This is a genomic window from Roseovarius sp. EL26, from assembly GCF_900327775.1.
GTDB lineage: Bacteria > Pseudomonadota > Alphaproteobacteria > Rhodobacterales > Rhodobacteraceae > Roseovarius.
This window is the reverse complement of record NZ_OUMZ01000007.1, coordinates 1,359,916-1,385,255: the sequence shown is the minus strand read 5'-3', so window position 1 is coordinate 1,385,255 and position 25,340 is coordinate 1,359,916. Positions and strand designations below refer to the sequence as shown.

General features: G+C 51.8%; 24 protein-coding genes and 1 tRNA gene. 11 read left to right on the top strand and 14 right to left on the bottom strand.

The window, feature by feature from the left end:
* Positions 1-7: 7 nt before the first annotated feature.
* Both D9A02_RS14690 and D9A02_RS14685 read right to left on the bottom strand, forming a co-directional pair.
* Positions 8-409, bottom strand: coding sequence for a class I SAM-dependent methyltransferase (locus tag D9A02_RS14690; RefSeq protein WP_120501662.1), 402 nt, complete (start codon positions 407-409; stop codon positions 8-10).
* A complete protein-coding gene (locus D9A02_RS14685; protein ID WP_120501661.1) occupies positions 410-637 on the bottom strand; it encodes a hypothetical protein in 228 nt (75 codons plus the stop codon).
* Between the two features lie 283 nt (positions 638-920).
* Here D9A02_RS14685 and D9A02_RS14680 point away from each other — a divergent pair, with 283 nt between their 5' ends.
* From D9A02_RS14680 to D9A02_RS14665, 4 genes are all read left to right on the top strand, one after another.
* A complete protein-coding gene (locus D9A02_RS14680; RefSeq protein WP_120501660.1) occupies positions 921-1,928 on the top strand; it encodes a C4-dicarboxylate TRAP transporter substrate-binding protein in 1,008 nt (335 codons plus the stop codon).
* 72 nt (positions 1,929-2,000) lie between these two features.
* Entirely contained in the window at positions 2,001-2,645 is a 645-nt protein-coding gene (locus D9A02_RS14675; RefSeq protein ID WP_120501659.1) for a TRAP transporter small permease subunit, read from the top strand.
* Positions 2,645-4,045, top strand: coding sequence for a TRAP transporter large permease (locus tag D9A02_RS14670; RefSeq protein WP_120501658.1), 1,401 nt, complete (start codon positions 2,645-2,647; stop codon positions 4,043-4,045). The genes D9A02_RS14675 and D9A02_RS14670 overlap by 1 nt, the downstream gene beginning before the upstream one ends.
* 11 nt (positions 4,046-4,056) lie before the next feature.
* The gene (locus D9A02_RS14665) at positions 4,057-4,740 is read left to right on the top strand and encodes a hypothetical protein (RefSeq protein ID WP_120501657.1); all 684 of its coding nucleotides are present in this window, start codon (positions 4,057-4,059) and stop codon (positions 4,738-4,740) included.
* Positions 4,741-5,014: 274 nt separating this feature from the next.
* On the opposite strand, the gene D9A02_RS14655 is transcribed toward D9A02_RS14665, so the two are convergent.
* The 5 genes from D9A02_RS14655 to D9A02_RS14635 all read right to left on the bottom strand — a co-directional run bounded on the left by D9A02_RS14655 (position 5,015) and on the right by D9A02_RS14635 (position 9,682).
* Positions 5,015-5,857 (bottom strand): N-acetylmuramoyl-L-alanine amidase, encoded by an 843-nt coding sequence (locus D9A02_RS14655; protein ID WP_120501656.1) that lies wholly within the window; start codon positions 5,855-5,857, stop codon positions 5,015-5,017.
* A gap of 298 nt (positions 5,858-6,155) precedes the next feature.
* Positions 6,156-6,779, bottom strand: coding sequence for an HD domain-containing protein (locus D9A02_RS14650; protein WP_120502550.1), 624 nt, complete (start codon positions 6,777-6,779; stop codon positions 6,156-6,158).
* Positions 6,779-7,657, bottom strand: a complete 879-nt coding sequence (locus tag D9A02_RS14645; protein ID WP_120501655.1) for a phytanoyl-CoA dioxygenase family protein — start codon at positions 7,655-7,657, stop codon at positions 6,779-6,781. Before D9A02_RS14645 ends, D9A02_RS14650 begins: the two co-directional genes overlap by 1 nt.
* Before the next feature lie 117 nt (positions 7,658-7,774).
* On the bottom strand, positions 7,775-8,602 hold the full coding sequence (locus D9A02_RS14640; RefSeq protein ID WP_120502549.1) for a 3-methyl-2-oxobutanoate hydroxymethyltransferase: 828 nt from the start codon (positions 8,600-8,602) through the stop codon (positions 7,775-7,777).
* A gap of 81 nt (positions 8,603-8,683) precedes the next feature.
* Positions 8,684-9,682, bottom strand: a complete 999-nt coding sequence (locus D9A02_RS14635; RefSeq protein WP_120501654.1) for a sterol desaturase family protein — start codon at positions 9,680-9,682, stop codon at positions 8,684-8,686.
* A 110-nt stretch (positions 9,683-9,792) separates the two neighbouring features.
* On the opposite strand from D9A02_RS14635, the gene D9A02_RS14630 reads away from it, so the two are divergent.
* From D9A02_RS14630 to D9A02_RS14620, 3 genes are all read left to right on the top strand, one after another.
* Complete coding sequence (locus D9A02_RS14630; RefSeq protein ID WP_120501653.1) at positions 9,793-10,692, top strand: LysR family transcriptional regulator; 900 nt, start codon at positions 9,793-9,795, stop codon at positions 10,690-10,692.
* Between the two features lie 57 nt (positions 10,693-10,749).
* Complete coding sequence (locus tag D9A02_RS14625; protein WP_120501652.1) at positions 10,750-11,538, top strand: inositol monophosphatase family protein; 789 nt, start codon at positions 10,750-10,752, stop codon at positions 11,536-11,538.
* A 249-nt stretch (positions 11,539-11,787) separates the two neighbouring features.
* On the top strand, positions 11,788-11,994 hold the full coding sequence (locus tag D9A02_RS14620; RefSeq protein ID WP_120501651.1) for a cold-shock protein: 207 nt from the start codon (positions 11,788-11,790) through the stop codon (positions 11,992-11,994).
* Positions 11,995-12,139: 145 nt separating this feature from the next.
* Here D9A02_RS14620 and D9A02_RS14615 read toward each other — a convergent pair whose 3' ends face one another.
* From D9A02_RS14615 to putA, 4 genes are all read right to left on the bottom strand, one after another.
* Positions 12,140-13,189, bottom strand: coding sequence for an alpha/beta hydrolase (locus D9A02_RS14615; protein ID WP_120501650.1), 1,050 nt, complete (start codon positions 13,187-13,189; stop codon positions 12,140-12,142).
* A 72-nt stretch (positions 13,190-13,261) separates the two neighbouring features.
* On the bottom strand, positions 13,262-13,630 hold the full coding sequence (locus D9A02_RS14610; RefSeq protein ID WP_120501649.1) for a GFA family protein: 369 nt from the start codon (positions 13,628-13,630) through the stop codon (positions 13,262-13,264).
* On the bottom strand, positions 13,612-14,385 hold the full coding sequence (locus tag D9A02_RS14605; RefSeq protein ID WP_120501648.1) for a rhomboid family intramembrane serine protease: 774 nt from the start codon (positions 14,383-14,385) through the stop codon (positions 13,612-13,614). Before D9A02_RS14605 ends, D9A02_RS14610 begins: the two co-directional genes overlap by 19 nt.
* Before the next feature lie 97 nt (positions 14,386-14,482).
* Complete coding sequence (putA, locus tag D9A02_RS14600) at positions 14,483-17,914, bottom strand: bifunctional proline dehydrogenase/L-glutamate gamma-semialdehyde dehydrogenase PutA (RefSeq protein ID WP_120501647.1); 3,432 nt, start codon at positions 17,912-17,914, stop codon at positions 14,483-14,485.
* 112 nt (positions 17,915-18,026) lie between these two features.
* Between putA and D9A02_RS14595 the strand changes: the two genes are divergently transcribed.
* From D9A02_RS14595 to D9A02_RS14580, 4 genes are all read left to right on the top strand, one after another.
* The gene (locus D9A02_RS14595) at positions 18,027-18,503 is read left to right on the top strand and encodes an Lrp/AsnC family transcriptional regulator (protein WP_120501646.1); all 477 of its coding nucleotides are present in this window, start codon (positions 18,027-18,029) and stop codon (positions 18,501-18,503) included.
* Positions 18,504-18,545: 42 nt separating this feature from the next.
* The gene (locus tag D9A02_RS14590) at positions 18,546-19,079 is read left to right on the top strand and encodes a hypothetical protein (RefSeq protein ID WP_367946752.1); all 534 of its coding nucleotides are present in this window, start codon (positions 18,546-18,548) and stop codon (positions 19,077-19,079) included.
* Between the two features lie 258 nt (positions 19,080-19,337).
* Positions 19,338-19,423, top strand: a tRNA-Leu gene (locus tag D9A02_RS14585).
* An 87-nt stretch (positions 19,424-19,510) separates the two neighbouring features.
* Positions 19,511-20,293: a hypothetical protein gene (locus tag D9A02_RS14580; RefSeq protein WP_120501644.1), complete on the top strand. Its 783-nt coding sequence runs from the start codon at positions 19,511-19,513 to the stop codon at positions 20,291-20,293.
* A gap of 67 nt (positions 20,294-20,360) precedes the next feature.
* Here D9A02_RS14580 and D9A02_RS14575 read toward each other — a convergent pair whose 3' ends face one another.
* The 3 genes from D9A02_RS14575 to D9A02_RS14565 form a co-directional block, all read right to left on the bottom strand.
* Entirely contained in the window at positions 20,361-22,067 is a 1,707-nt protein-coding gene (locus tag D9A02_RS14575) for an ATP-binding protein (RefSeq protein ID WP_162933083.1), read from the bottom strand.
* A gap of 17 nt (positions 22,068-22,084) precedes the next feature.
* Positions 22,085-23,218, bottom strand: coding sequence for a DNA cytosine methyltransferase (locus D9A02_RS14570; protein WP_120502548.1), 1,134 nt, complete (start codon positions 23,216-23,218; stop codon positions 22,085-22,087).
* 367 nt (positions 23,219-23,585) lie between these two features.
* The gene (locus D9A02_RS14565; RefSeq protein WP_120501642.1) at positions 23,586-24,311 is read right to left on the bottom strand and encodes a hypothetical protein; all 726 of its coding nucleotides are present in this window, start codon (positions 24,309-24,311) and stop codon (positions 23,586-23,588) included.
* Between the last annotated feature and the right edge of the window lie 1,029 nt (positions 24,312-25,340).

Here is a 25,340-nt window from a genome sequence, read left to right as displayed (position 1 = left end):
TGCCCGTTTAGGCGACCTGAAAAACATAGACTTGGGATTTAACGTCTGGCTCAATGAAGTAATAAGAACGGAAAATTGGGGATAGGTCGACCAATTTCCAAGCGCCAGCATTTGTCAGACCATCTACTTTTTCTTTTAGTTCTTGTTTAGGGTATGTCTCCGCGCGGGTGTTGAAAATGATATATCCACCCGGTTTGGTTATTCGTATAAACTCATCCATGCATCTGGGTGGGGCGTATCCGGGCCCGAGCGATCCAAAGCAAGTAACGGCTGCATACTTGTTGTGTTCTTCAGGCAGGGGCTCTCCCAAATCATACTCATAGACCCGCGCGTATGGCTTTGGCGATCCAGCAAATTCGAGCATCGCGGGGGATAGGTCAGAGCCAAAAATACTTTCATAGCCAAGCAACTACAACATACCTCCTATAATGCCGGTGCCACATGCCGCGTCATAGATCGGCCCCGCATCCCGCGAGACATGCCTTGCAATCATCGCTGTTCCTATGCCGGGAACCCGATATCCGTTCCCCAGGTTTTCTGCATCATACCCCTCTGCCCAACCTTCATATGCTGAACGGGTTGCATCTGAATCTTCTGCTCCATAAACGCTGCTCAAGTTCTCGTTGTCGTCAACCATTTCGTCCTCTTCCGCATTTTAAATTTTCTGCGCAAAGCTTAGGTGACTTTCGGAAAATTTCAAAACCGGACGTTCAAGCGGTGTAAATGTACGGCAACAAAGTATGCAGAGCGACCATTTGAATAAAACAAACGCTTTATTCCCAAGAACCGTTTTATCTACATGCAAGATTTGCTCTCTGCGTGGTCAATTTATCAAACCAATTTCCCATTCTCGGTGGACAACCAAAGCGGGCTGGTAAATGATGCTTGCAAAACAAAAGCATGCATCTGGGAGGATCACTATGCGTAAACTTTTGGGCCGGACGGCCGTGGCTGCGATTACAGTTGCCTTTGCCGGCGAGGCGATGGCGACAGAATGGAATGTCTCACTGTGGGGCAAACGCCGTGCGTTTACAGAACACGTTGAAAAGCTGGCCGAGCTGGTTGATGCAAAAACGGGTGGGGAATTCACCCTCAACATCAGCTATGGTGGCCTGTCAAAGAACAAAGAAAACCTTGATGGCATTTCCATCGGCGCGTTTGAGATGGCGCAGTTCTGTGCCGGTTATCACCGTGACAAGAACCCCTCGATCACCGTGCTGGAGCTGCCCTTTCTTGGTGTGACCTCACTTGAGCAAGAGGTCGCCCTGTCGATGGCCGTGTACCAGCATCCTGCGGCACAAGAAGATCTGGCGCGGTGGAATGCGACACTGCTGATGCCGTCACCTTTGCCACAATATAATCTGGTCGGAATGGGCGATGCACCTGCATCCTTGGCCGATTTCGAAGGGCTGAGCGTGCGCGCCACGGGTGGTATCGGCAAGGCCATGGAGACCGTAGGCGCAGTGCCAACATCGATGTCAGCCACTGAGGTTCGGCAGGCTATGGACAGCGGTGTGGTCAAGGCCGTGGCCTTTGCTCCGCATGCGCATATGTCTTTTGGGACGGTTGAAAAGGGCACTTGGTGGACGACCAACCTGAACCCCGGCACTGTAAATTGCCCGGTGGTGGTGAACACTGATGCGTTGAATGATCTGCCTGATGATCAGCGCGCGGCGCTGTTAGAGTCGGTGGACGAATCGCTGGCTCATTATGTTGAGAACTACAATTCCAAGACGATGGCGGCCTGGGGGCCTGCGCTGGAAGAGCGTGGAATTGCACAAGTGACCTTTAGCGACGAGGAAATTGCTGCTTTCAAAGACGCCGCTGCAGCCCCGGCCGCAGCAGCCTGGATTGAAAACAACGCGGCGCGCGGCCTGCCAGCGCAAGAGCTTTATGATCTTGTGACCGGAATGATTGCCGAAAACTAAATTAGAGTTATCCCTGCACTGCTGTCATCCGGTGCAGGGATAATCGTGTGCAAACAGCTTTGGAGGCCAGTAATGGCAGGTTCGGCGCTTGTTCTGACAGACGTCAGTGGTTTGAGCAAAATTGATCAAAAGCTCTATCGCGTTGAGACTGTATTGGCGCTTTTAAGTGGTTTGGCGGTATTCTCTTTGATGGTGTTGGCCGTTGTTTCTGTTAGCGGGCGCAATTTGTTTGGGCAACCGCTGCCGGGTTATGTCGATTGGATTGAGCAAGCCATGCCACTGATCGCCTTTATGGGCATTGCCTTTGCGCAGCGGGATGGCGGGCACATCCGAATGGATATGCTGGTTGGTGCGCTGCGGGGCAGGGCGCTTTATCTGGTCGAACTGATCACCACATTGGCCATTCTGTCGCTGATGGTGTTGCTGGTCTGGGGCAGTTGGGCGCATTTTCAACGTAGCTTTGATTTTGGTGCACCATTGTGGAGTCGGGACAGTTCGATGGACATCGCCATACCGCTTTGGCCTGCCAAGTTTCTAGTGCCGCTGGCCTTTTCTGTCCTGTGCCTGCGGTTAACGTTGCAGGTCTTTGCCTATGCTCGCGCTTTTGTGCGCAACGACCCGCACCCTGTGGCGGTGCCACTAGTGGCTGATGCCGCCACGCAGGCCGCGCGCGAGGCGGCACATGTCTCGGGCCACGACGATCAGGGGGCGCAGTGATGGAGCCGATTGATATTGGCCTGATCGTCTCAGCCGGGATGCTGGTGCTGGTCGTGCTGGGGATGCGGGTGGCCTTTGCCGCTGCGTTGGCGGGGATGATCGGGTTGATCTGGATCTTTTGGGCCAAGTTTGGCTATGATCCGGATCGGTTTGGCAAGGCATTGACTGTGGCGGTGAAAACTGCAGGGCAAGTGCCGCATTCAAAGATTTCCAGTCAAGCGCTCAGCTTGATCCCGACTTTTATCCTAATCGGCTATCTGGCCTATTACGCCGGGCTGACCAAGGCACTGTTTGAGGCGGCCAAACGCTGGTTGGCTTGGGTGCCAGGGGGGCTGGCGGTTTCGACAATTTTTGCCACGGCAGGATTTGCGGCTGTATCAGGCGCGTCCGTCGCGACATCAGCCGTGTTTGCCCGCATCGCCATCCCGGAAATGCTGGCGATTGGGTATGATAAACGTTTTGCCGCCGGAGTTGTGGCGGCGGGGGGCACATTGGCATCTTTGATCCCACCCTCGGCCATTCTGGTGATCTATGCCATTATTGTGGAACAGGACGTGGGCAAACTGCTATTAGCCGGGTTCATTCCGGGGGCGTTTTCTGCGGTGATTTATGGCCTGCTGATCATCGGCATGGCGGTGACGATTAAGGGGTTTGGCCCGCCGGTCTCTGGCTTCACATGGCGCGAACGTTTTGCATCATTGCCGCCCGCGCTCCCAATTGTGTTTGTCGTCGTGACGATTATTTTCTTTGTCTACAATCCGTTTGGCGGCGATGCCTGGGGCACACCGACCGAGGGCGGGGCCATCGGGGCCTTTGTGGTCTTTTTGATGGCACTTTATCGCGGTATGCGCTGGGCTCAGCTGAAGGATGCCCTGTTGGAAACCGCTAAGCTGAGCGTGATGATTTTTACCATCATCTGGGGCGTGCTGATCTATGTACGGTTTTTGGGCTTTGCCGAATTGCCAAGCGCGTTTTCCGACTGGATCACCTCGCTCACCCTGTCGCCGATGCTGATCTTGGTCTGCATCCTGCTGGCCTATGCAGTGCTGGGCATGTTCATGGATGCCATTGGCATGCTGCTGCTGACTTTGCCGGTGGTCTACCCGGCGGTGATGGCCCTGAACGGGGGAGAGGTGGTTGCAGCAGCGGACAGCACTTTTGGCATGTCGGGTCCGATGTGCGCCATCTGGTTCGGGATTTTGGTGGTGAAGATGGCTGAGTTCTGCCTGATCACCCCGCCTATTGGCCTTAATTGCTTTGTCGTCGCTGGCGTGCGTGATGATCTGTCCGTGCAGGATGTGTTCAAAGGTGTGACACCGTTCTTCATCGCGGATGCGATCACCATCGCCCTGCTGGTTGCCTTTCCGATGATCGTGCTGTGGTTGCCAGGACAAGTTTAGGAGACATTCTTTTGAAGTGTTACCTCTTATGCCGCGATTTTGGGTGTGAAACGGCCAGTGGCATAAATTGGTCCCTAGAACGTGATGGACCATTCTATTCTCCCGAAGATGGACATTGGCACCCTAGAGAAGACACCCATTATGAGTATGGCGGAAACACTTGGTTTGCTGCGGGAAAAGTCACAAAAGATAGCAAAGAAAAAATGTCTCGGCTTTGGGTGCAAGTGGTTAATGCAAAGCGGCCACTCTCTAATTCGCATGTAATTGGAGACTATACTGCCTGGCCACAAGAAGAAGTGATAGTCGACAAGGCTTTCGTCGATCTGATGACTGAACTCGACCCAAGTCTTTTTGATTTCACCTTACATAACAAAGTTTGGGACATAACGCATAAATGCCCACCGTGGGACGGGCTGTTCAATTTTGCAACGTTGTTGCCGACGCTCGCAAGTTTTGTTCCAGAAGTTACCGAGATGTTTCTTTCGACGGATGCACAAGAAAAATTCCAAGGTTCATATTCGCTGGGGAAGCAGCCGCCGACGGTAAAAGCTAGCAGTATCGCGGGCAATCTGATCTGGCGAGACCGGTTGACCCGCAAAGTGCTATGCACTCAACCCTTCTTAGATGTTTTGTCTGAACTCGGTGTTCATGAATGGAAGGCTCGTGAGGTCAAGGTTTTGGATGATCGACACTAATTAAGTGGCATATTGACAAAACCCCGGCGAATTGGCCGGGGTTTGTTTTTTTAGGCTGCGCGCTCAGTTGCGACTGTATCGTCTGTCAGGGGTACGCGTTCGCCGGCGCGGATGACGGCTGGGTCATAGGGCGTGCGGGCAAAGACCTCTTCGACCATAGGGGCGAAGAACTCTAGCGGCAGGTCTTCGTATTCGGGGCAAAACTGGCCTGATCCCAGCGTTCGCAGAAGGTGGGGTTGTCATCGAAATAAGCATAGTCCTTGTGATAGTCGCGCTACATGCGGCGCAACCAATTGGAATGAACCCAGCCAGTGATATCAGCATCTCCACCTACCAATTCTGAGACTAGCCACCAAGCACCATTACTTTCGATTTGCAAGACTTCAGTGTTGTCGGAGAGCAGTTTGATGACGTCGTGCGCCACTCCGGGCCCATTTCTGAGATTCAGGCCAGTTGCGCTGCTTACTTGATACCGTAGCTCTACATCACCGGTATCATCGGACCGGCCAAACACAAAACTACGGAACTTTTCCATATGCCATGCTGGGCCGGGGTCTTGCTTTCTAAGAGGGGAGATATCGTCGTGTCCCAGTACATGTTCTGGTCCGAGTTCATAGCGGTCTGCAATTGCACGCACCATATCCGCACATGTTGTTACTTGCGCTTCGTCGTAGATTTCCCATCCTAGGAAACGTCCGCCGTTGCGGTGTGTTGCTTCGATGACTCGGGAATCATCAACCCGTGTGCCAACATGAGATTTCCAGTTTCCGTTTCCCCCTTCCAACCATCCCCAGTTGGCAATTTCGATACCAACAGAGTGGCTGTTCAAACCAGTTAAACCTCCCCATCTACTTTGACCTGCGTGCCAGCATTTCTCATTTAGTCTAGCCATTTGTGTGATGGCACCGTCATGACCTAATACGAGATGTGCCGAGGCCCTGTGGGACGGATTACGAAATACATTTATTGCGCTGTTTGCTGAACCGCTTGCTGTATAGTGAATGATTATATATTTGGGTTTCCCACCGGCTAACGTTCCATGTTTGTTTGGAGTTTCCAAAAAAGGAACCGAAGTGCCTCCGTCAAATAATAATCTATGACTGCTGTTTACACGCATATCTAAGTCCTAAAATTTGTTGCTATAATGGAAACATCTTACAGTAATTTTGGGACAATTTAAAGGAGATTGGCATTGCGATGAGTACTCGGCACGTGAGCGCGAGCTAAAATCGGGATGGGCCAGACGTTTTGGGGAAAAGCAAAGTTCATATTGCTTTGCTCGACAGCCTTGATGATTTTGAAATCGGTTTCTTAAGAATTTTGACCTGAATTGCGATGTCAGAAGCCGCTGCGTTATCAAATTGAGGAACAGCTATCATAAGAAAACCCCGACTCTTGGGCCGGGGTTTTGTGATTTAAACGGCGCGCTCGGCTGCGATGGCTTCATCCGTTAGTGGCATACGTTCACCCGCTCGGATGACAGTAGGGTCATAGGGCGTGCGAGCAAAGACTTCTTCTACCATAGGGGCAAAGAACTCGAGCGGCAGGTCTTCGTATTCGGGGTCAAAGCTGGCCTGATCCCAACGTTCGCAGAAGGTGGCGTTATCGTCAAAATAGGCGTGACCTTGATGCCGGTCACGTTTGTTCTTGTCGAAACCTTCTAGGTGGTGGCCGTAATACACCATCTGGAAATCACCATGGGTTTGCACCACCCATGCACATTGCTCACGCACAAACGGCCGTAGGATAGTGGCGGCGTATTCATCGTGGTTATACGGTGCGTAAATGTCACCGATGTCGTGCAACAGGGCTGAAACGATCCAGTCAGTATCTGCGCCATCGCGATAAGCGCGGGTGGCAGATTGAACTGAATGACCTAAACGGGTGATTTGATAGCCTGATAGGCCCTCATCAAGATCTACCAAGGCTTTCAGCAGGCGTTTAGCCGTGTGCTTGGTGTGATCGATTTCATGCGACATGAGGAATTCATACTCTTCCTTGGTGCCGTCTTTCATCTGGGTGAAGTTAACCTTGTCCATCATGCGTACATATCCGATTTCTGGGTTGCGTTGTTCATATAGACTTGTGCCTGAATCTGACGAATATGATCGTAGAGCGCCACGGCCTCAGGCGCAAAATTTTTCTTTGGGGCCGAGATCTGGGTGAAGTTGCCGAAACGGTCTTCGCCGCGCGCGAGCATAGCAAAATCTTCCTCGGCCTGCTCTTGCGACATATCCGGGCGGATGTAGCGCACCACGCAGGCGATGCGGCGGTCATCCGACATATTGGGACCTGATCCGTGAATGGTCAGCCCGTGATGTAGGCTCATCTGACCGGGGTGGATTTCAATTGCGACCTTGTCGGCGGGGTCAACATCAACACGCACCTCTTGCCCGCGGCTGAGCAGGTTGTTGTCATCAAAGGTATCATCATGTGGCAGGATCGGATTTTTATGGCTGCCGCGGACAAAATCCATGCAGCCCGAAGCCGGTGTCGCCGACGACAGAGGAATCCATGCGGTCACAAGGCCGTCAATTGCGCCCATGCCCCAATAGGTCAGGTCCTGATGCATTGAGACGACATGATCGGTGTGTGGTTCTTTGGAGAAGAATTCGACCGAGTAAATCATGATGTCCGGCCCGATGATGCCTTCGATCACATCCAGCACCTGCGGGTGGCAGGCAATATCAACGGCAAAGGGCATGACCACATGGGCATTCACCCGTTTGTAAGAGTTGAGCGCCTGCGGCAGGCCCGCATTCAGCCAATCACGTTCAATTTTCTCAAATTCTATTCGGGCGTTGAGCGCATGATCGCGAGATATTGCGGGTAGGGGGAAGAGATAGCCGTCATTCCAGTATTGATCGATCAGGGGTTGGCTCAATTGGCCGTTTTGCAAGGGGAGTGTGTCAAGCATCGTGCAGGTCCTGTGAAGTAATATGGTAAGACGCTAGGCGTGTTTGGGCAATTGTACAGCAATAGTGCTATGGCCTGAGGCAAAGCTTGTCTTAGCCTCAGAGAAGTTGGCTTTGTTTTACAACCTATCCAGCGCCTCTTGCAGTTTTTCCCGCTCTCCGTCGCGCATGGTCACGGCCTGCGCCGGGTAGGGAAAGTTCATCGCAGTCACTTCGGTTTGGAAGTCTTTCAGCGCGGCAACACGTTCCGTGTAGATCTGTTTATGCAGACGCCCCAGATCGCCAAAGGCGTGGGCATGTTTGGGCGGGTTATGCCCACTTTCGCCGCAGATATCAGACATGAACAAAAAGATGATGTCACCCGCATTTCCCGACCCCAGCGATATGGTCACGATCGAGGTGTGCTCATTCAGCAGGCGCAGCGTATCTTCTGCGACACATTCGATTTCGCAGGCAAAGGCACCGGCATCCTCGTATCGTTTAAAGGTCTGATAGATTTGCATCGCCTCATCCGCAGTACGACCAAAGGCCCGCAGGCCCCCACACCAATGCGACAGCGATGGCACTAACCCCATATGAACCTGCACTGGGATACCTTCGCGTGCCAGCATTTCCACCACCTCAAAAGAGCGGTTGGTGAAATACATATCCGCGCCGTTTTCCATACAGTCGATGGCATGGCGCATGATTTCATCATTGGTGGCAAACTGGCCCCAGTTCATGGCTGTACCGGCGAAATGGGTCGGTGCCAGTTCACGCGCCATCTCAAGATGGGTATCCCACAGGGTTAGCGTATCGATGCCCGCATCAACACAGGCGCGGATTTCAGCCTCAGTTGCGGGGTTGCACATGGTTAGGCGCGTGCCAGAACCTTTTAGATCCTGCAGGTCTTTAACCGTGTAATTGCGCTGGGCTGGTTTGCGGCCAAATGTGTAGATGTTTTTCATCATGTTCCCTATGTCATTCGCAGAAGTGTTTGAACGGGCAGAGGCGGACCGCTCTGACCCGCCTGCAGGTTTTTCAATTGGTTATTTGCTTGACCAGATCTTGCGGCGGCGTTCCTTGACCAGATCATTGCCCTCATCTGTGCCATCGTGGAAGGTTTTGAACCACTCATCCCAGGGCGTTTCCCAAGTGCCATAGTTGCAGTCGAAAAACTTATGGTGCAGCTGGTGGTAGAAATCCCCAAGGCCGAATTTGGCGTCTTTTCCCAGTTTGATATTCTCAAAACCAGCATGTGAAGTCGGTGCACCGATAACGTGGTGAAAGATCAAAAACAGCACATGTACGGGGTTTGCTGGCAGAAAAAAGAAGATCATCGTATCGAAGAAAAGAAAGAAGCTCTCAACCGGGTGCATCGCCAGACCAGACCACGGGCCAGTATTGATGTTCTTATGATGCCACGCATGCACCCATGTGTAGAGTTTGCCAACATGCAACAAGCGATGCAGCCAATAAAAGTGAAAGCCCGCCCAGACAGGGATCAATACGATCAGGGCAATAAACCAGACGGGATTGCTGTCAAAGCTGATCATTGTGGCCCAACCGTTGGCAAAGGCATACCACATCAGTGATTCCCAAAGCGTTGCAAATAGCAACGCAGGCCCCAGCGTCCAGAACATGTTATCCCAGACCTGATTTTTAAAATAAAAAATCTTTGCGCCCTTTGCCATTGGGCGCATATCATAGCGGTATTCATCTTGTTGCGTGCGGTGCTTCCACAATGCAAGATGCAGTCCGCCAGCCACGACCATGATGATCACCAGATCACGTAGCCAAATCTCGAACATCCAATCAAGGCTGAGTGTTTGCGCACGCTCTAGATCTGGGCTGAACCAGGTCCATACTACAAACGCAACGACCAGAAACAGAAACCGCTGCGCCATCGGGTTCCAGCTTTGCAGCAGGTATTTCATAGACTTCAATGGTTTCATTGGCCAGTCCCAATAGGGCGCGGTTTTGATCGGTAACGCTGGGGTGTAGTTCCAGATCTTGCGGCGGGGTGGTGTTGGGGTGCTGTCGGCCATTTTGGCAGTCTCCGCAGTCGAAGGGATTTCCAACTGGCTTAGAGTGTGGTGTAAATTTTGCACAGCAATAGGTCTGGACGCTTAGGGAAAGTTTTGCTTACCCTGCACATATGACTGTTGCGATCCCATCCCTGAATTGGCTGCGCGTGTTCGAGGCTGCCGCGCGTTGCGAAAGCTTTGCTCGTGCGGCAACGCAGTTGAATATGTCCTCGGCAGCGGTCAGCCAGCAAATCCGCGCGTTAGAGGATCGCTTAGGAAAACGGCTGTTTGAACGTCACGCCCATGCTGTAACACTAACCGAGGCTGGGCGCGCCTATTTACCCTCGGTCCAGCAGGCATTGCTCACACTTGAAAGTGCCACAGATGGTTTGTTTGGTACGGCTCCCGACCAGCAACTTTTTCTACGAGTGATTCATATATTTGCTCATGGTGTTTTGGCGCCGGGGTATGGTGTATTCATGGACGCTCATCCTGAGGTGCAACTGAACCTGAGCACCGCCGTTCACAACATAGAAGCGGCGCAGGGTTTCACCGATATGCAGATCGTCTTTGGTGCTCCGCAAGCCCATGGCGCAGAAGGCGATTACCTTCTGGGCGAGGTACTGTACCCTGTTGCGCGGCCGGATATTGCGGCGCAAATCAGCACCTCCGCAGATCTGTTTGATTACCGCCTGATTGAAGTGGCGACACATCGTGCAGGTTGGGCCAGCGTGTTTGACCATCTTGATATAGTGCCAGCCGCGGCGCGTTACAGCTATGTAGACAGCACCAACGTGGCAATGGCACTGGCCGCGGATGGTGTTGGCGTGGCATTGGCCCGCGCGCCTGCAAGTGACCGGGCGATGCGAGAGGCCGGATTGGTGCCTTGTTTGGATATTGATCTGATTGAGGGGCGTGAGGCATACCATCTAATTTACCCGTCTCGTGCAGGGTTGCGCCCGGCGGCAAAGGTGTTTCGCGATTGGTTGTTGGAGTGGAGCGTCGAATTCGAGCGGAACAGGGCCTTGTAAGGACCGCGCACAGGGCGTATACGCGCGCCCTGAACCCCTGAATTAGGAGCCGAACCGATGGTTGGCAGTGCAAATCTGAACATCATGATCAAAGCCGCGCGCAAAGCAGGCCGATCGCTGATCAAGGACTTCCGCGAAGTGGAAAATCTGCAAACCTCGATGAAAGGTCCTGGTGATTTTGTCAGCCGTGCGGATATCGCAGCCGAGGCGGTCCTGAAAGAAGAGTTGATGGGCGCACGTCCGACCTATGGCTGGCTGGCCGAAGAAGGTGGCGAGGAAGAGGGTAAAGACCCGACCCGTCGTTGGATCGTCGATCCACTGGATGGCACGACCAACTTTTTGCATGGCTTGCCGCATTGGGCGGTTTCCATCGCGTTGGAACACAAAGGTCAGGTTGTTGCAGGTGTTGTTTTTGACGCGGCCAAGGACGAGATGTATTTGGCTGAAAAAGGCGAGGGCGCCTTTATGAACGAAACCCGTCTGCGGGTTTCAGGTCGCAGTAAAATGATCGAATCGATCTTTGCCACAGGCCTTCCTTACGGCGGTCGTAGTGATCTGCCTGAAACCTTGCAGGATCTGGCGCGCCTGATGCCTGCTTGTGCTGGTGTGCGCCGTTGGGGGGCTGCATCGCTGGACATGGCTTATGTAGCTGCTGGCCGGTATGATGGCTTCTGGGAACGCCGCCTGAAACCTTGGGATCTGGCAGCTGGCATCATAATCGTGCGCGAGGCGGGTGGTTTTGTGCAGCCGATGAATCCCACGGGTCATATCCTCGCCGATGGCGAAGTTATCTGCGCCAACGAGCCCATCTTTGATAAATTCGCAGGGATCATCCGCAAGGGGTGATAGCTGTGGTTTGAGGCCAACCGGACTTGCGTCACGCTTTATCAAAAAGTGACGTGGGAGGTGTGCTTTATATTGCCGATGCTCTGGCAGCCCCTTGATTATGTTTCGGATTGCGCCTAAATAGCCCGTGCAAACGTTATTCTTCTTCGACCACTGTCTTCCTTAATACGGCGTTCAGTCTTTCGATCCAGACCAACTACGCCAAGCTGTCGCATAATGCGGACAGAATTTATTATGGAGACTACGGACATGGCTAATGGCACCGTAAAATGGTTCAACACAACTAAAGGCTTCGGCTTTATCGCACCTGAAGGCGGCAACAAAGATGTATTCGTGCACATCTCAGCTGTTGAGCGTTCAGGCCTGACAGGTCTGGCAGACAATCAAAAAGTTACTTTCGACGTCGAAGCTGGTCGTGACGGCCGCGAATCAGCGGTTAACATCGCTCTGGCATAAGTCAGAACATCGTCGAACGATTGAGACGCGGTCCTTATCAAAGGGGCCGCGTTTTTTATTTCAAACGTCAATTTGGCGGGTGCGGTCGTCGTTCTGAATGAAGAGTGCCGTGAGACGTTAAGCGGGATGAACGTCTTTTTGCGGGTTATTCGTTTGGTTGAAGAGACCAGACATTGTCACGGATCTGAACCAGATTGTGACGTTCATCCGCCCTTTTCCCATTATTGAATATTTGATTCAGATCGTCACCAACCTCTTGATTATAAACGTGATATAGGTGTCCAGTCGGGCTTCGAACGGGCAGCGCGCTCAAGTCGATCACCTCAACGCCGTCCAATTTTTCTACATCATTTCCGACCTCGCCCAGCCTTGAATAGCCATGCAAAGTTGTCGACAGCGCAAGTGGGCGGTCAGCTTCGGCAACATAGACGGTGATGCCGCTCACGATGGGGCGGATGCGAGGTAGGATACGGCTGAAAATCTCAAAATCCATGTCCGGAGCAAGCAAGACAAGCTCACCAAGCCGGACATCAGGATGTCGCGCAGCAACATCCATCAGTGCCAGTGCCATACCGCGCCCACCGAGGCTATGTCCGGCGAGATGCACCTGACCTGAACCGAATTCCGCCTCCATCTCAGCGATGGTGTCGGCAAGATCAGGCAGGCTCCAATACAGATCGGCCTCATCATGAGTGTAATTCAGCAGATCCCCGTCAGAAGGCCAGCTGAACCACATGAATTTATTCTGAAGTTTTGCGTTTTCCTGCAAAATAGTTGCGCGCATGCAACCCTTTTCAAAATCAATATAGAAGCCATGGGTATACAGCACTGGCACACTGTCAGCCGCCGTTGTTTCCAAGGCATCGATAACGGCGCCCGGTGCCTCATCCCGAACCTTTTCAATGCGCAGAATTTCTTCAGGAATATGGAAAGGAGCAGCATCAGCCACTGCGGTTGGCAACCCCAGCCAGCGTTGGCCGATATCACACCATCCGGCTTTGAGGTCGCTGCGTTCCTGCCCAAAATACGGATTGCGTGCATTTGGGCTGGTTTTGTTACGCACTGTCATAAAGGGAACACCGCGTTGTGTCTCAATTTCTTGGGCTGATGTGGGAAATGGTGTGGCAATTACTGTTGCAGAAATGAGAGACACGATGAGTGTGGAAAAGGGAAGGCGCGGGGATTTGGTATGCATAGACAGGACCTGAAATTTATCGACAAAGCGCTTGTATGTATGGCTGATGGTAAAAGAGGACGGGGTGGGACCTTAGCGGTCTGATGGATGGTTTATCCCATCATCCCAGGGGATCGGTTCGTAGTTCGCCGGATTCACCCCCTCGATGTTGGCCATGTTTACCCCATATTCATTGGGATTAGAGCGGCGTTGGTGATGGGTATAAATGCCACAAATCTTGCAAAAATAGTGTTTTGCCGTGCCGGTATTCCATTGGTACAGCGTGAGATTATCAACGCCTTTGATTACCTCTAATCCGTTCAATGGCGCGCTGACTGCGGGCGCACCGCGACGGCGGCAAAAGCTACAATCACAGCGCCGCGCAGTGTTTAACCCATCGCTAAGGCGCAGGCGCAATTTAACAGCGCTGCAATGACAGCTGGCTACGACCGGGTGTTCCATGGACCTCTCCTTGTGGTGCGTTTGACTATGGGAATACGGGTGCGGCTTAGGCTATATGTGGCCTCAGGATGGGGCGGGTGCCCATGGGTTCGTTGCCAAAAAGTAGTGCCGCCAAGGCGGAGAAAGAGTGGCAAGCATAAGAGTGCGCCGATAACAAAACCACCCGAATGGGCCCAATAGGCCACGCCTCCACCAGTTGGGTCTGAATTGAAGCTGCCAAAGATCTGCATCGCGAACCAGACGGCCAGAACGCCCCATGCTGGGATGCTGAGGATGCGGAAAAACACCACCAGAATAATCAGCACATCCACCCGCGCCTTGGGAAACAGGAGTAGATAGCCCCCCATGACACCAGCGATTGCACCTGAGGCCCCAACTGTGGGTACGGGCGATGCTGGGGCAGATATGTAATGTGCCAATCCGGCCCCGACGCCACAGGCCAGGTAGAACAGCGAATAGGGTATATGACCCATTTCATCTTCCAGATTGTCGCCAAAAATCCACAAAAATAGCATGTTGCCACCGATGTGCATCCATCCGCCATGCAGAAACATTGAGGTGACAAGCGTGTAGTATTCGCCGTTTTGTCGAACAAAGGCCGGGATCATTGCCCAGTCATAGAAGAATTGATTGAGCGCGCGAGGGTCGTTGAATAAGGGTAGGTAGCTCAGAAAAATCAGGATATTCAGCGCAATCAGCGCATAGGTGATGTAGGGCGTGCGCCCCGACGGATTGTGATCGCGCAGTGGAAACATGTGCTTACGCTACTGCGCAATCTAGCCCGTGAAAACTGGTATTTACATGCGGCGCAGGGAAAATGGCCCCGGTGGAATGACCGGAGCCATGTTGGATTTAGTCCATTCCGCCCAGAAGAGCGGCGTTGCCACCCGCCGCTGTGGTATCGACACAGACATGGCGCTCGTGCCGGGCATGGCCCTGATCTGGCATCCCGGTGATAACCGGCAGGATCGGGCCATTGCGGTTTGACAGCGCTTGAGCGTAATCGCGTCCTGTGTCCTCATCACCCCACCAGATCAAGCCGGAAATGCCCGCCAACTGAGTGACCAGAGTTGGGTCAATCTCCCCCGTAGTGGCGACAGGGATACCACCCAATTCGGTAACAGCCTGCGCCTGCGCCTGTGCGGCCTCCAGTCCTGGCCCTGCGCATACCAACGCTGGACGAGCGTGAGTTGTCAGACGGTTGGATTCACCGGTTGGGCCGGGTAATAACAGATCCGTGCGGGCCGGGGCGGCCAAAGCATTGGCGCGGCTGATCTTATCACGCAGAGCGTTTGCGGTCATTGCTTGGTCCCAGACTTGTGATGTTTGGTCCGCTGGGTGAGAGGTGAACCGGGGCAGGTAAGTGGGGCCGCCTGCTTTGGGACCAGTACCAGAAAGCCCTTCTCCGCCAAAAGGTTGAGAGCCGACAATCGCGCCAATCTGGTTGCGATTGACGTAGATGTTGCCTGCGTTTACCGCTTCGGTGACGTGCTGAACACGATCATCGATACGGGTCATCAGACCAAAAGTCAGGCCATAACCCGTGGCATTAATATCGCCGATGATTTTATCTAGCTCACGCGACTTGAAGGTCGCTAGGTGCAGGACCGGACCAAAGATTTCGCGTTTCATATCGGCGATTCCATTCACCTGGATCAGAGTAGGGGCGATGAACAATCCACTGTTTGGTGATGGGATTTCGTGCATCAACCGGCCTTCGGAGCGCGCCGTTTGAATATGGGCCGCAATTCCAGAATGGGCAAGTTCATCGATCACTGGACCACAGTCTGTTGACAGGTTCCATGGCTGGCCCACATTGAGCGCATCCATAGCACCTTTGAGCATGGAAATAAAATGCTCAGCGATATCTTCTTGCACATAGAGGCACCTCAGGGCCGAGCAACGTTGACCAGCTGATTGGAACGCCGATTCAACGATGGCTTGCACAGCTTGTTCTGGTAGGGCAGTTGAATCGACGATCATCGCGTTTAAGCCACCGGTTTCCGCAATCAGGGGCGCTCCGGGGGCCATGCTTTCAGCCATAGTGGCGCGAATTTTCATCGCCGTTGCGGTGGAACCGGTGAAGGCCACACCGTCAACACGCTCGTCTGATGTAAGGGCCGCACCAACAGCGCCGCCTCCGGGCAATAATTGTAATGCAGATTTAGGCACACCTGCCCGATGCATCAGCGAGATGGCATAATGAGAGATTAGAGGTGTCTGCTCGGCCGGCTTCGATAGAACAGCATTGCCTGCAGCGAGTGCAGCGCTGATTTGCCCGGTGAAGATCGCCAATGGGAAATTCCAAGGGCTGATGCAGGTAAAGGTCCCCACAGGGGCGGCATCTGGAATATTGGCGCCGTAGTAGCGCAGAAAATCTACAGCTTCGCGCAGTTCAGCCACGGAGTCGGGCACAGATTTCCCTGCCTCACGCGCTAATAGGGCGAAAAGCTGACCGAAGTTTTCCTCATAAAGATCCGCGACCTTGTTGAGGATGGATTTGCGCTCCGAAGCTGAGGCTGCCCAAGGTGCTGCATAGGTCAACGCAGTTTCAACATCGGCTTCGGACGCTGGGGCAACAGTACCCGGGGTATCACCCGAATCTGCTGGGTTTTTAACGTTTTGTGCATTCTCCGGAGCTGCGTCGCTTGCGAGCAGTGGCTCAGCCGTCCATTGATGCATAGCAAAAGGCGCGCGTGCCGCTTCAATCTGATCCAAAGTTGGTTGATGCGTCAGATCGAACCCTTTGGAGTTGATTCGTTCAGGTTCGTAAAGTTCTGGACCAGTCGGCAGTTTGGTTTTGGCATCGTTTATAATCTCGAACGGATCTCGTGCGACCTCTTCTGCGGGCACATCCTCATCAACGATTTGGTTGACGAAGCTGGAGTTCGCGCCGTTCTCGAGCAATCGTCGCACCAGATAGGCGAGCAAATCGCGGTGCGCACCGACAGGAGCATAGATCCGGCAGCGAGTGTTTTCACCGTCCAGAACCAGACCGTGCAACGCTTCACCCATGCCATGCAACCGCTGGAATTCAAAGGTGGATTTTTCAGTGGCCATTTCCAGAATGGCGGCAACAGTGTGGGCATTGTGAGTAGCAAACTGTGGATAGATCCGGTCGGTCATGCGCAGTAGCTTACCTGCGTTGGCGATATAGGAAATATCGGTGGCAGCTTTGGATGTGAAGACAGGAAAGCCATCAATGCCCTCGACCTGCGCGCGTTTGACCTCGGTATCCCAATAGGCACCTTTAACCAAACGAACCATGATCTTGCGATCCAAACGCGTTGCTAGATCATAAAGGAAGTCCAACGTGTATCCGGCACGTTGACCGTAGGCTTGAACGACCACACCAAAACCATCCCAACCGGCAAGGGCTGGCTCGGACAGGGTTGCTTCGATCACCTCAAGCGACAACGACAGACGGTCAGCTTCTTCGGCATCAATATTGAGACCCATGCCCGCTGATTTTGCCAGCAAGGCAAGGCTGCGTAGGCGTGGCATTAGCACATCCATCACTTGATCGCGTTGCGCGATCTCATAGCGAGGGTGCAGGGCTGACAGTTTGACTGAAATGCCGGGGTTGGCGCGGATGTCAGCGTTGGTACAGGCCTGCGCAATGGCAGTGATAGCGCGCGAATATGCGAGATGATAGCGCGTCGCATCGGCGTCGGTGCGGGCTGCTTCACCCAACATGTCATAGGAATAGGTGTAGCCCTTTTTTTCCATCCCCTTAGCGCGGTCCATGGCGGAGGTGATGGTTTCACCCAATACAAATTGACGCCCCATTTCCTTCATAGCACGGGCGACGGCGGTCCGAATGACCGGCTCGCCCAGACGTTTGATGGCACTGCGCAGGTGGCCAACCGGGCCGGGCTTATCTTCGGTCAGAACTTTACCCGTCAGCATCAAGGCCCAGGTTGAGGCATTCACCAGAGATGAGGTCGAATGCCCCATATGTTTACCCCAGTCCGAGGGGACAATCTTGTCTTCGATCAGTGCATCAATCGTATCAGAATCTGGCACCCGCAAAAGCGCCTCGGCCAGACACATCAAGGCGATGCCTTCATCCGTTGACAGGCCGTATTCGGCTAGAAAAACTTCCATCATGCCGGGGTTCGACTGGTTGCGTATGTCACGCACCAAACTGGCGGCACGGCCACAAATCCGGGCACGATCTTCGGCGCTCAGGTTGGCCTGTTGAGTTAGTTGCGCGATGGTTTCAGCCTCATCGGCATAGGTAGTTTGTTCAATTGTGTTGAGCAGGTCAGAGGCAAGTGTCATCGGAAAACCCCGTAATATGTGTGATTAACCTTTAATATCAGTATTATTTAAGTGAAGTTTCCTGTATTTTGCATTTCTGCAGTGAAGATGATGATAAATTTTAGGAACTACCATGCAAAGTGACCAGATCGGAATTGATCCATTTGATCGAGCGATTCTGCGGGTTCTGGCCGCAGATGGGCGCATCAGTATTACCGACCTTGCACGTGAAATTGGTTTGTCAAAATCTCCGACACAGGCACGCCTGCGCAGATTGGAGAAAGAGGGCGTTATTACCGGATATCGTGCGCTAATTGATCCGATACGCCTTGGGATGGATCATGTCAGTTTTGTTGAGGTGCGGTTGACGGACACCCGTGAAAAAGCATTGGCTGAATTCAATGCCGCCGTGACCAAAATCCCTGAGATCGAACAAGTGCACTTGATTGCAGGTAACTTCGATTATTTAATGAAGATTAGAACACAGAATATGAATGATTACCGCCAAGTTCTGGCGGTTAAATTGTCGACTCTGCCGCATGTTGCAGCGACTTCGACCTATGTGGCGATGCAGGCAGTTAAGGAAAATGCACTCTCAGATGTGATTTGACCTACGGACTCACCGCGTCATTATCTGGTCATGAGATATTTTTTGCTTCTTTACTGGATCGCTACTCCCGCATGGGCACAGAACTGCCCAGAGGCCCCTGATCATAATCAGGCGCTTGAGCAGTTGATCCAAGATGTGCAGCTTGCCCCATCAGAGATGTCCGCGCGGCTGATTGCAAACGAGATGTGGACGTATTGGGCTGATGCGCCAGACCAACATGCGCAGGAATTGCTGGACGAGGGAATGGAGCGCCGCAAAGCCTATGATTATAAGGGGGCACTGGTGGCGCTCAATGCGCTGGTGGATTATTGTCCGGATTACGCTGAAGGGTTTAATCAGCGTGCTTTTGTGAATTTCCTGCGCCAAGACTATGAAACGGCCCTACCGGATTTGGAGCGAGCGATCGCATTGTCGCCCAATCATGTAGCTGCACTGGCTGGCCAGACTCTGACGCTTGTCGCATTGGAACGCAATGGCGAGGCGGCGTTGGTCTTGCGGCGCGCCCTGAGGTTGAACCCCTGGCTATCTGAACGTCGTTTGCTACCCGCGCTGGAAGCCACAGAACAAGAACTTTGAAGAAAATGAATATTTGGGCTTTGTTCAATTCGGGTCATAAAAAATCTCTCAACATTGACGCTATAACGTTGTTTTCCTTTTCCTACCGCGCTACGGAAGAGCTGCGTCAGATGCGGGCGTGATGGAATGGTAGACATACCAGACTTAAAATCCTTGCGTCTGTAAGGAGAAGTGCATACGGAACAAGGCGTTGCGTCGAGGAGACTGTTTCTAGGCCCAAAATAGGCCCGGAATTGAATTTTGAAGACAACGCCAGATGCGGGCGTGATGGAATGGTAGACATACCAGACTTAAAATCTGGAGGCCGTATGGCCGTGTGGGTTCGAGTCCCACCGCCCGCACCAAATTTATTCATTATTTCAGACACTTACAAATATTAAAAGACGTGCGGAGGAGCATTGCCCCATAAATTCACTTCCTTAAGACACTCATTGGAAAAGCTTCAAGAGGCGGAGTATTTCTTGGCAGGTGTTGTGGAGCGCAATGGACTGGAGTTTCAGTTCCATTTGAACGCGTTTCTAAGTGCCTGTCGAAGTACAACTTTTGTTCTTCAAAAATCAATGAAGACCGTGCCGAATTTCGCGCAATGGTATCAAGAGGAGCAGAAAAACATGAAAACCGATCTGGCTATGGGATTTTTTCTCGAGCTTCGAAATATTTCCCAACATGAAGGGCCAGTCGGTTACGTCGGTGAAGGGCGGTTGGGGTCGGATCGCTGGACTTACCGGTTCGCGGGAAACAGGGAGGCGGTCCCGGAAGTCCTTCTTGGTGCCGATATTGCTTGGTCATGCGCCCAGCATTTACTCAAGCTTGCCAATTTACTTTCCATTTTTCTTGAGAAGTTTGAGTTCTCGAGTTGCCCTGCCAACGCAATATCGTCTGAAGGGATGGCCGTGCTTGGGTATTCATTGGAAGACGTAGAAGCAGCGCTGGGTCTTCCTATAGGTTACTTGAACGTAGCACCCGAAATCCTGATAGAGGAAAAGTTGCGATACATCCGGAAAGAGTTCGAGCCACTAGATGTCACCACATTGGCTCGAATGTCCAAGGGAATTTTCCATAGTAATGGAACGCAGCTTGAGTTTTTGGAGACGATAGGGCGAGGCTTGGTCGATGACGTAGCTCAGTCCCTAGAGAAGAGGTTGGACGCAAAGCATCCGCGAGACGCTTTTATTGAAGCGATCGCAAAGCGAATCGACGGACAAGACAAATAGATCCCGAAGCGAAGCAATCAATGCCCTGCCACTCATTAATTGGGGTGATCTCGTCAACCTGATTTAGTCACTTTTCTATATAGTGACGTAACACAGGTAGCACTTCGTCCCTGATAGTCAGAGCTTCATAAATATTGATTACCTGAAAAGGGTGATGGATCGCGGAATTCATCCGTTCCTTGTGCTTTGCAAATTTGGCCAAACTTTGATTCATGTGTTTGCCAACACCGTCACGCCACAGGTTTGGATCATTGTTGAATAACCATATCAGCTCATCAATCGAAGGTGTCAGGTCCTTTTTCTGCTTCTCAGTAAGGGTTTTTCCAGTGCCTATTTCACGCTTGGTGATGATCTTTGTATGGGCTGTGGAATATTCTTTGTGCCTGACCAAAAATGATCTTGCCGCCGTCTCAAATAACATCCTGATTAGCGCGAGCGCCGAGTAGTGGGTTTCAAAAGCGTCAACTTTCTTGCCCTCTTGGACTAGTTGAAGCAACTTGTCTGAGCAATGGAGTTCGTTGATATCTTGAGGCAATACATACCTTAGCTGAGTTTGACTCGGCTTCGTGACCACTGGAGCCTTCGTTGTCAGGGGTTTGGGCGCTGGTATGTTAGTATTTGTCCCTGTGCCGGGCTTTGAAGGTGAGGAGGTAGGAGTAGTCGGGGGCTTCAGGGTTTTTCCAGCTTTTTTTGTCTTCTTTGCCTGATTAGCGTTGGCACGCCACTTCTCTGTAAAAGAGCGCATGTCACCCAGAACTGATTGGTAACCCTGGTTATTGGTGTCGACGTCTGTCTTAGGCGTATTCCAGGGTAATTTCTTTGGGTCCTTGGATGTGAAATGAACAAAACCAACGAATCCGCTGAATTCGTTATGCCACTTCTTGTCCCAACCTGTCTTAGGGCTAGTATCAAGATGTACTATAACCCGATCATTACAAATAATGGACCAGCCGTATTGGTCGGCAAGCTCGCGGTTTGTTTTAAGTTCGTAGTCAGGCTCAGCTGGAAAGCGGTGATCCTCATGTTGGCCGGCTTCGATGTAAACGGATGTATCTGCATCTATTTTGAATGATTTGACCAAAGGGGGAAATGGACCAGTCTTCCGTACGCTAACGATGTCCGGATGAAGAACTTCCTCATTGACCGTAATTGAAAACCCCTTCGTTAGGAATCTTGCGTAGCGCTTTTCCATTTCTGCTATTAGGCTGCTACGCCATTCAGGGCTGGAAGTTTGCCGTGAAATTTCTGGGTCAAGCCCTGTGACCACAACCCGGGTGCCAATTTCGCCAGTGGATGGGGTTGTTTCACCTGTAATGTTCCAATTGTCTTCGTCTTTGATGTATGCGGCTCGGTCTATCTCAACTTTCGCCTGACCACTGGCATTCTCTGTTGTGATCTCGGTATTGTTGCCAAGCTTAAACAGGGCTCTATTAAGGCCAACTCCATATAGACCAATCCCGTATTCGTGCTCTGATTGCTTTCCAAATCTCAAATATCCTGAAGCTAACCCTTGAGGATCCATTCCTCCGCAGTTATCAGCAACTTCAAGACGATCCCCTAGTATTTCTAAAGAAACAGAAAAACTACTATACGAGCTCGGTAGTTGGTCAGAGTCAGGCAACTTAGGAGATTGTTGCAGAATGGTGTTGCGGGCTGCGTCAATCGAGTTGTCGATAAGATCAAAGATACAAGCCTCGGTGGACGCGTCTCTGGTCAAATTTGTGACCAACAATTCTTTAGTTGGCCGAGTATCTATTGGAAATGTAGTTGGCATCGTCTGCCTTTCAGAAATTACGCAGCTATCTTTAAACTCATAGCGGAAAGAATCTTTGACAAGATATGTGTTGATACAACAGGGGAAACACTGTTCCCGATCATTCTGAAACTGTGCCATTTCGTGGGGTGGAATACAAACCAATCGGGGAAGCCTTGGATGCGTGCCGCTTCTCGTACCGTGATGACGCGTGGATCATCTGGGTGAATCGGGCGAACTGCCTGAAAGCTTCCGCGATCACTTCCGGTACCGGCTCGGAGAGTTGGTGAAATACCATCCCATTTCAGCCGAGGGTACTTGCTTATTGAGTCTACTTTGCCTGGTTCAACATTTTCAAATCTCTGTCTGACCACTGGGGTGTGTTGGGTTGAGAAAAAGCCAGTGACACGCCCATCCTGCATCCACTCTATCGCCTTGTTCCAGCCCATGCCATTTTTTGGAAGTGATCGAGCACGTCGCGCATAACTCGAAAGCTCTGCCCCGCCTGCAGATAGTCTCGCCAGACCGAACTGCTCGCTCAACTTGCCTGTTTCAATAGGGCCAGGAAGGTCAGAAATTGCGTCCTTAATTGTAGTTCTATCGGAAGAGTAAGGGTGGGTGAACAAATCTTGATTCAGCGTAGCGATCTCATCAGGCAAATATCCGATAACTATTGCACGACGCCTTCGCGTGGCTGCACCAAAATCTGCAGCGTCGACCAGGAACGGACCTAAGATTTTGTATGGTGCTTTTAGAGTCTTCAACGCCGAGGAGAGGATTTCTGCCCCGTATGGGTCAAAAATCCCTTCAACATTTTCCATGACAAAGAACTTTGGCCTCAAAATATTAACTTGCCGGTAGAATTCGTAGATCAGTTGATTTCTTTTGTCGCTTTGATCTCTTTTCCCCATTCGAGAGAACCCTTGGCATGGTGGCCCACCGATGACTCCGTCTGGCCTGTTCGAGCCGATGATGTCGCGCCAACAATCGTTATCGATTTGGGAGATGTCGCCCTCAACCACTTTGGTATTTGGAAAATTTAAGCGGTACGAAGATTGCAGATTTGGTTCGATGTCGATGGCAGCGACCGTCTTGAAACCCGCCAACTCCGCTCCAAGTCCGAATCCTCCGCAACCACAGAACAAGTCAACTATAGAAGGCGCTGAATTCAAAGGAAAATTCTCCTGTCTCGTTTTTAGGTATTTTTACACTCAGGGGTCCAAAATGTCGAATTAATAGCACGTGTCAGCGCATAATACCTGCGTTGTTATGTTCTTGGCGCAGCGACCTATGCAGCAGATTGGATCAACATGGATACGGACAAAGGATATGAAGTCTCCTGATATGGACTTTAAATCAATTCGATATCAATGAGTTATAGATTGAGGTGGTATATGAGGCCCAATATAGACCCTCACGCATATTCGAAACCAGACCTTTGCTCTGAGTGCTGGTTCCTCCCCTGGTTTCATTTAGGCTGCAGGGGAGGTTGCTATTTCGAGAATCTGCGCCAAATTGACGAGCTCTTTGGGTTACCCGCTATCCCTGCACATCCAGCATCAATGTTCGCCAGCTACCGCGTTCTGGTGAATACTCGGTCGTGCCTGTAAATGTACCGCGTATCATCGCGCCAAACCCATTTTGTGCGTCGTACTGACCAATCACCTTATATACACAGTTCCCCATGTTCCGCGTTCCTGCATCAAAACGGCCCGGAAACTCTGCCGTCGATGGAGCTCGCAATGACCGACGCACATCCTCTTGGATCATGACATAGGCAAGACCGATCTTCTCATCTGTGCATGCTGCAAGGCGATCGGCGTGGGATTGTGTAGCGCGGCTTGCGGCTTCTTTTGCATGAGCTTCTGGATCCAACTGGCGCAGTTCGACAAACCACCTGTCCTCGTCGACGTTTCGTAGCTCAACTAGGTACGCGGCAGGATCGCTTTTTCGAAGTTCGGCCAAACGGGCCTCGCGTTGCTCACCAGACAAGTTCGCACCTTGTAGAGAGAAGTATCCAGCCACGAACAGAAACAACATTGCTTTTCCTCGCTGGCGGAAATGCGGAAAGCCTTTGCCTGTGATAAGGGTGAAAGCGAACACACAAAATAGCAGCATTGCCACAATGGTTTGGGCGTTCAAATCGCTCTGTTGGAGAATACGCAAGGCAAAACCAAAGGCGTAGAGTTCCAATATCACAATCAGCGGACTCACAAACGCTCCGGGGGCGGATGTTTCCCCTGTCTTTAAATCATTTCCGATCATAACGGCTCCTTTACTAACGAAATCGGCCACTAGAGTAATCTCTAGCAGCCGGGGAGTTAGTAAGTCGCCGCAAGACGACCGCGCTGGCCTTTGGGCCGAAGCCTTGGACATACGCCAGTGCCTCCCCGACCATATAAGGTTCGAGGAGGTGTCATTACGGCCGACACCGGCCGCTTGCGGTGAGGTTACTACGCCCCGAGATTGGTCATTTACCAATCCTAAACACAGCATATCTTGAACGCCTGAGAATAGAAAGTGTAATGGTAATCACCACCTTAAGGTTTGCCAAAAGGTAAGCGTATGGCAAATCCACTCTGACATGATCGGGTACTCTTATTTCACTCCCATGTGGTTCAGCGCGCGTTCAGGGCTATGTTCTCAATTGAGATTGCAGTCTGCTCAGCTTTTTCGGTGGCCTTGGTTGTAAGTTTAGTATCCTTGATCACCGTGGTATTTGGAGCTTATTCAGATTTGATCAAAAGGCCGTTCATGATGTTGTTGATCTGCATCCGTTTGCTATGGTCGGTGCTGTCCATCAGCATATCTTGGAACCCAGACAAGGTACGGGCAATTTAATCGACCAAGCGGCGATGCCCGATAGGTTTGAAACTCTACCATACACCCATTTTCGTTTTACTCTCGCGCCTGCGCGCGTAAACAATCAACAGATTGAGCCAGTGTTAATGATTGCATCTTCTTCTGAGTTTTCTTTCTCCACCTCAAGCAGCACTCTAAAGATGCATTGTGATCCTATTTTCCATATGCACCTAGCCTGCAGGCCTAAACATTGAGGAACAATTGACTTCAAGGGCGGCCAGGTCGGTCAGAGTTATTGCATAGTCATTATATATACGGCTTTTCTCATTTCTTCATATGGCGATGATTTGAAAGTAACCCTGACCACCCTGACCATCTTAGAGATTTAATTAAAGGAATTTGTGAAACAATCACTTAGCCGGTCAGGCTTGATGCCTTCTAACGTTGAACGCGCCCTGACCTGCTAGCATCCATGCTTGGCCGCTTTGAGTT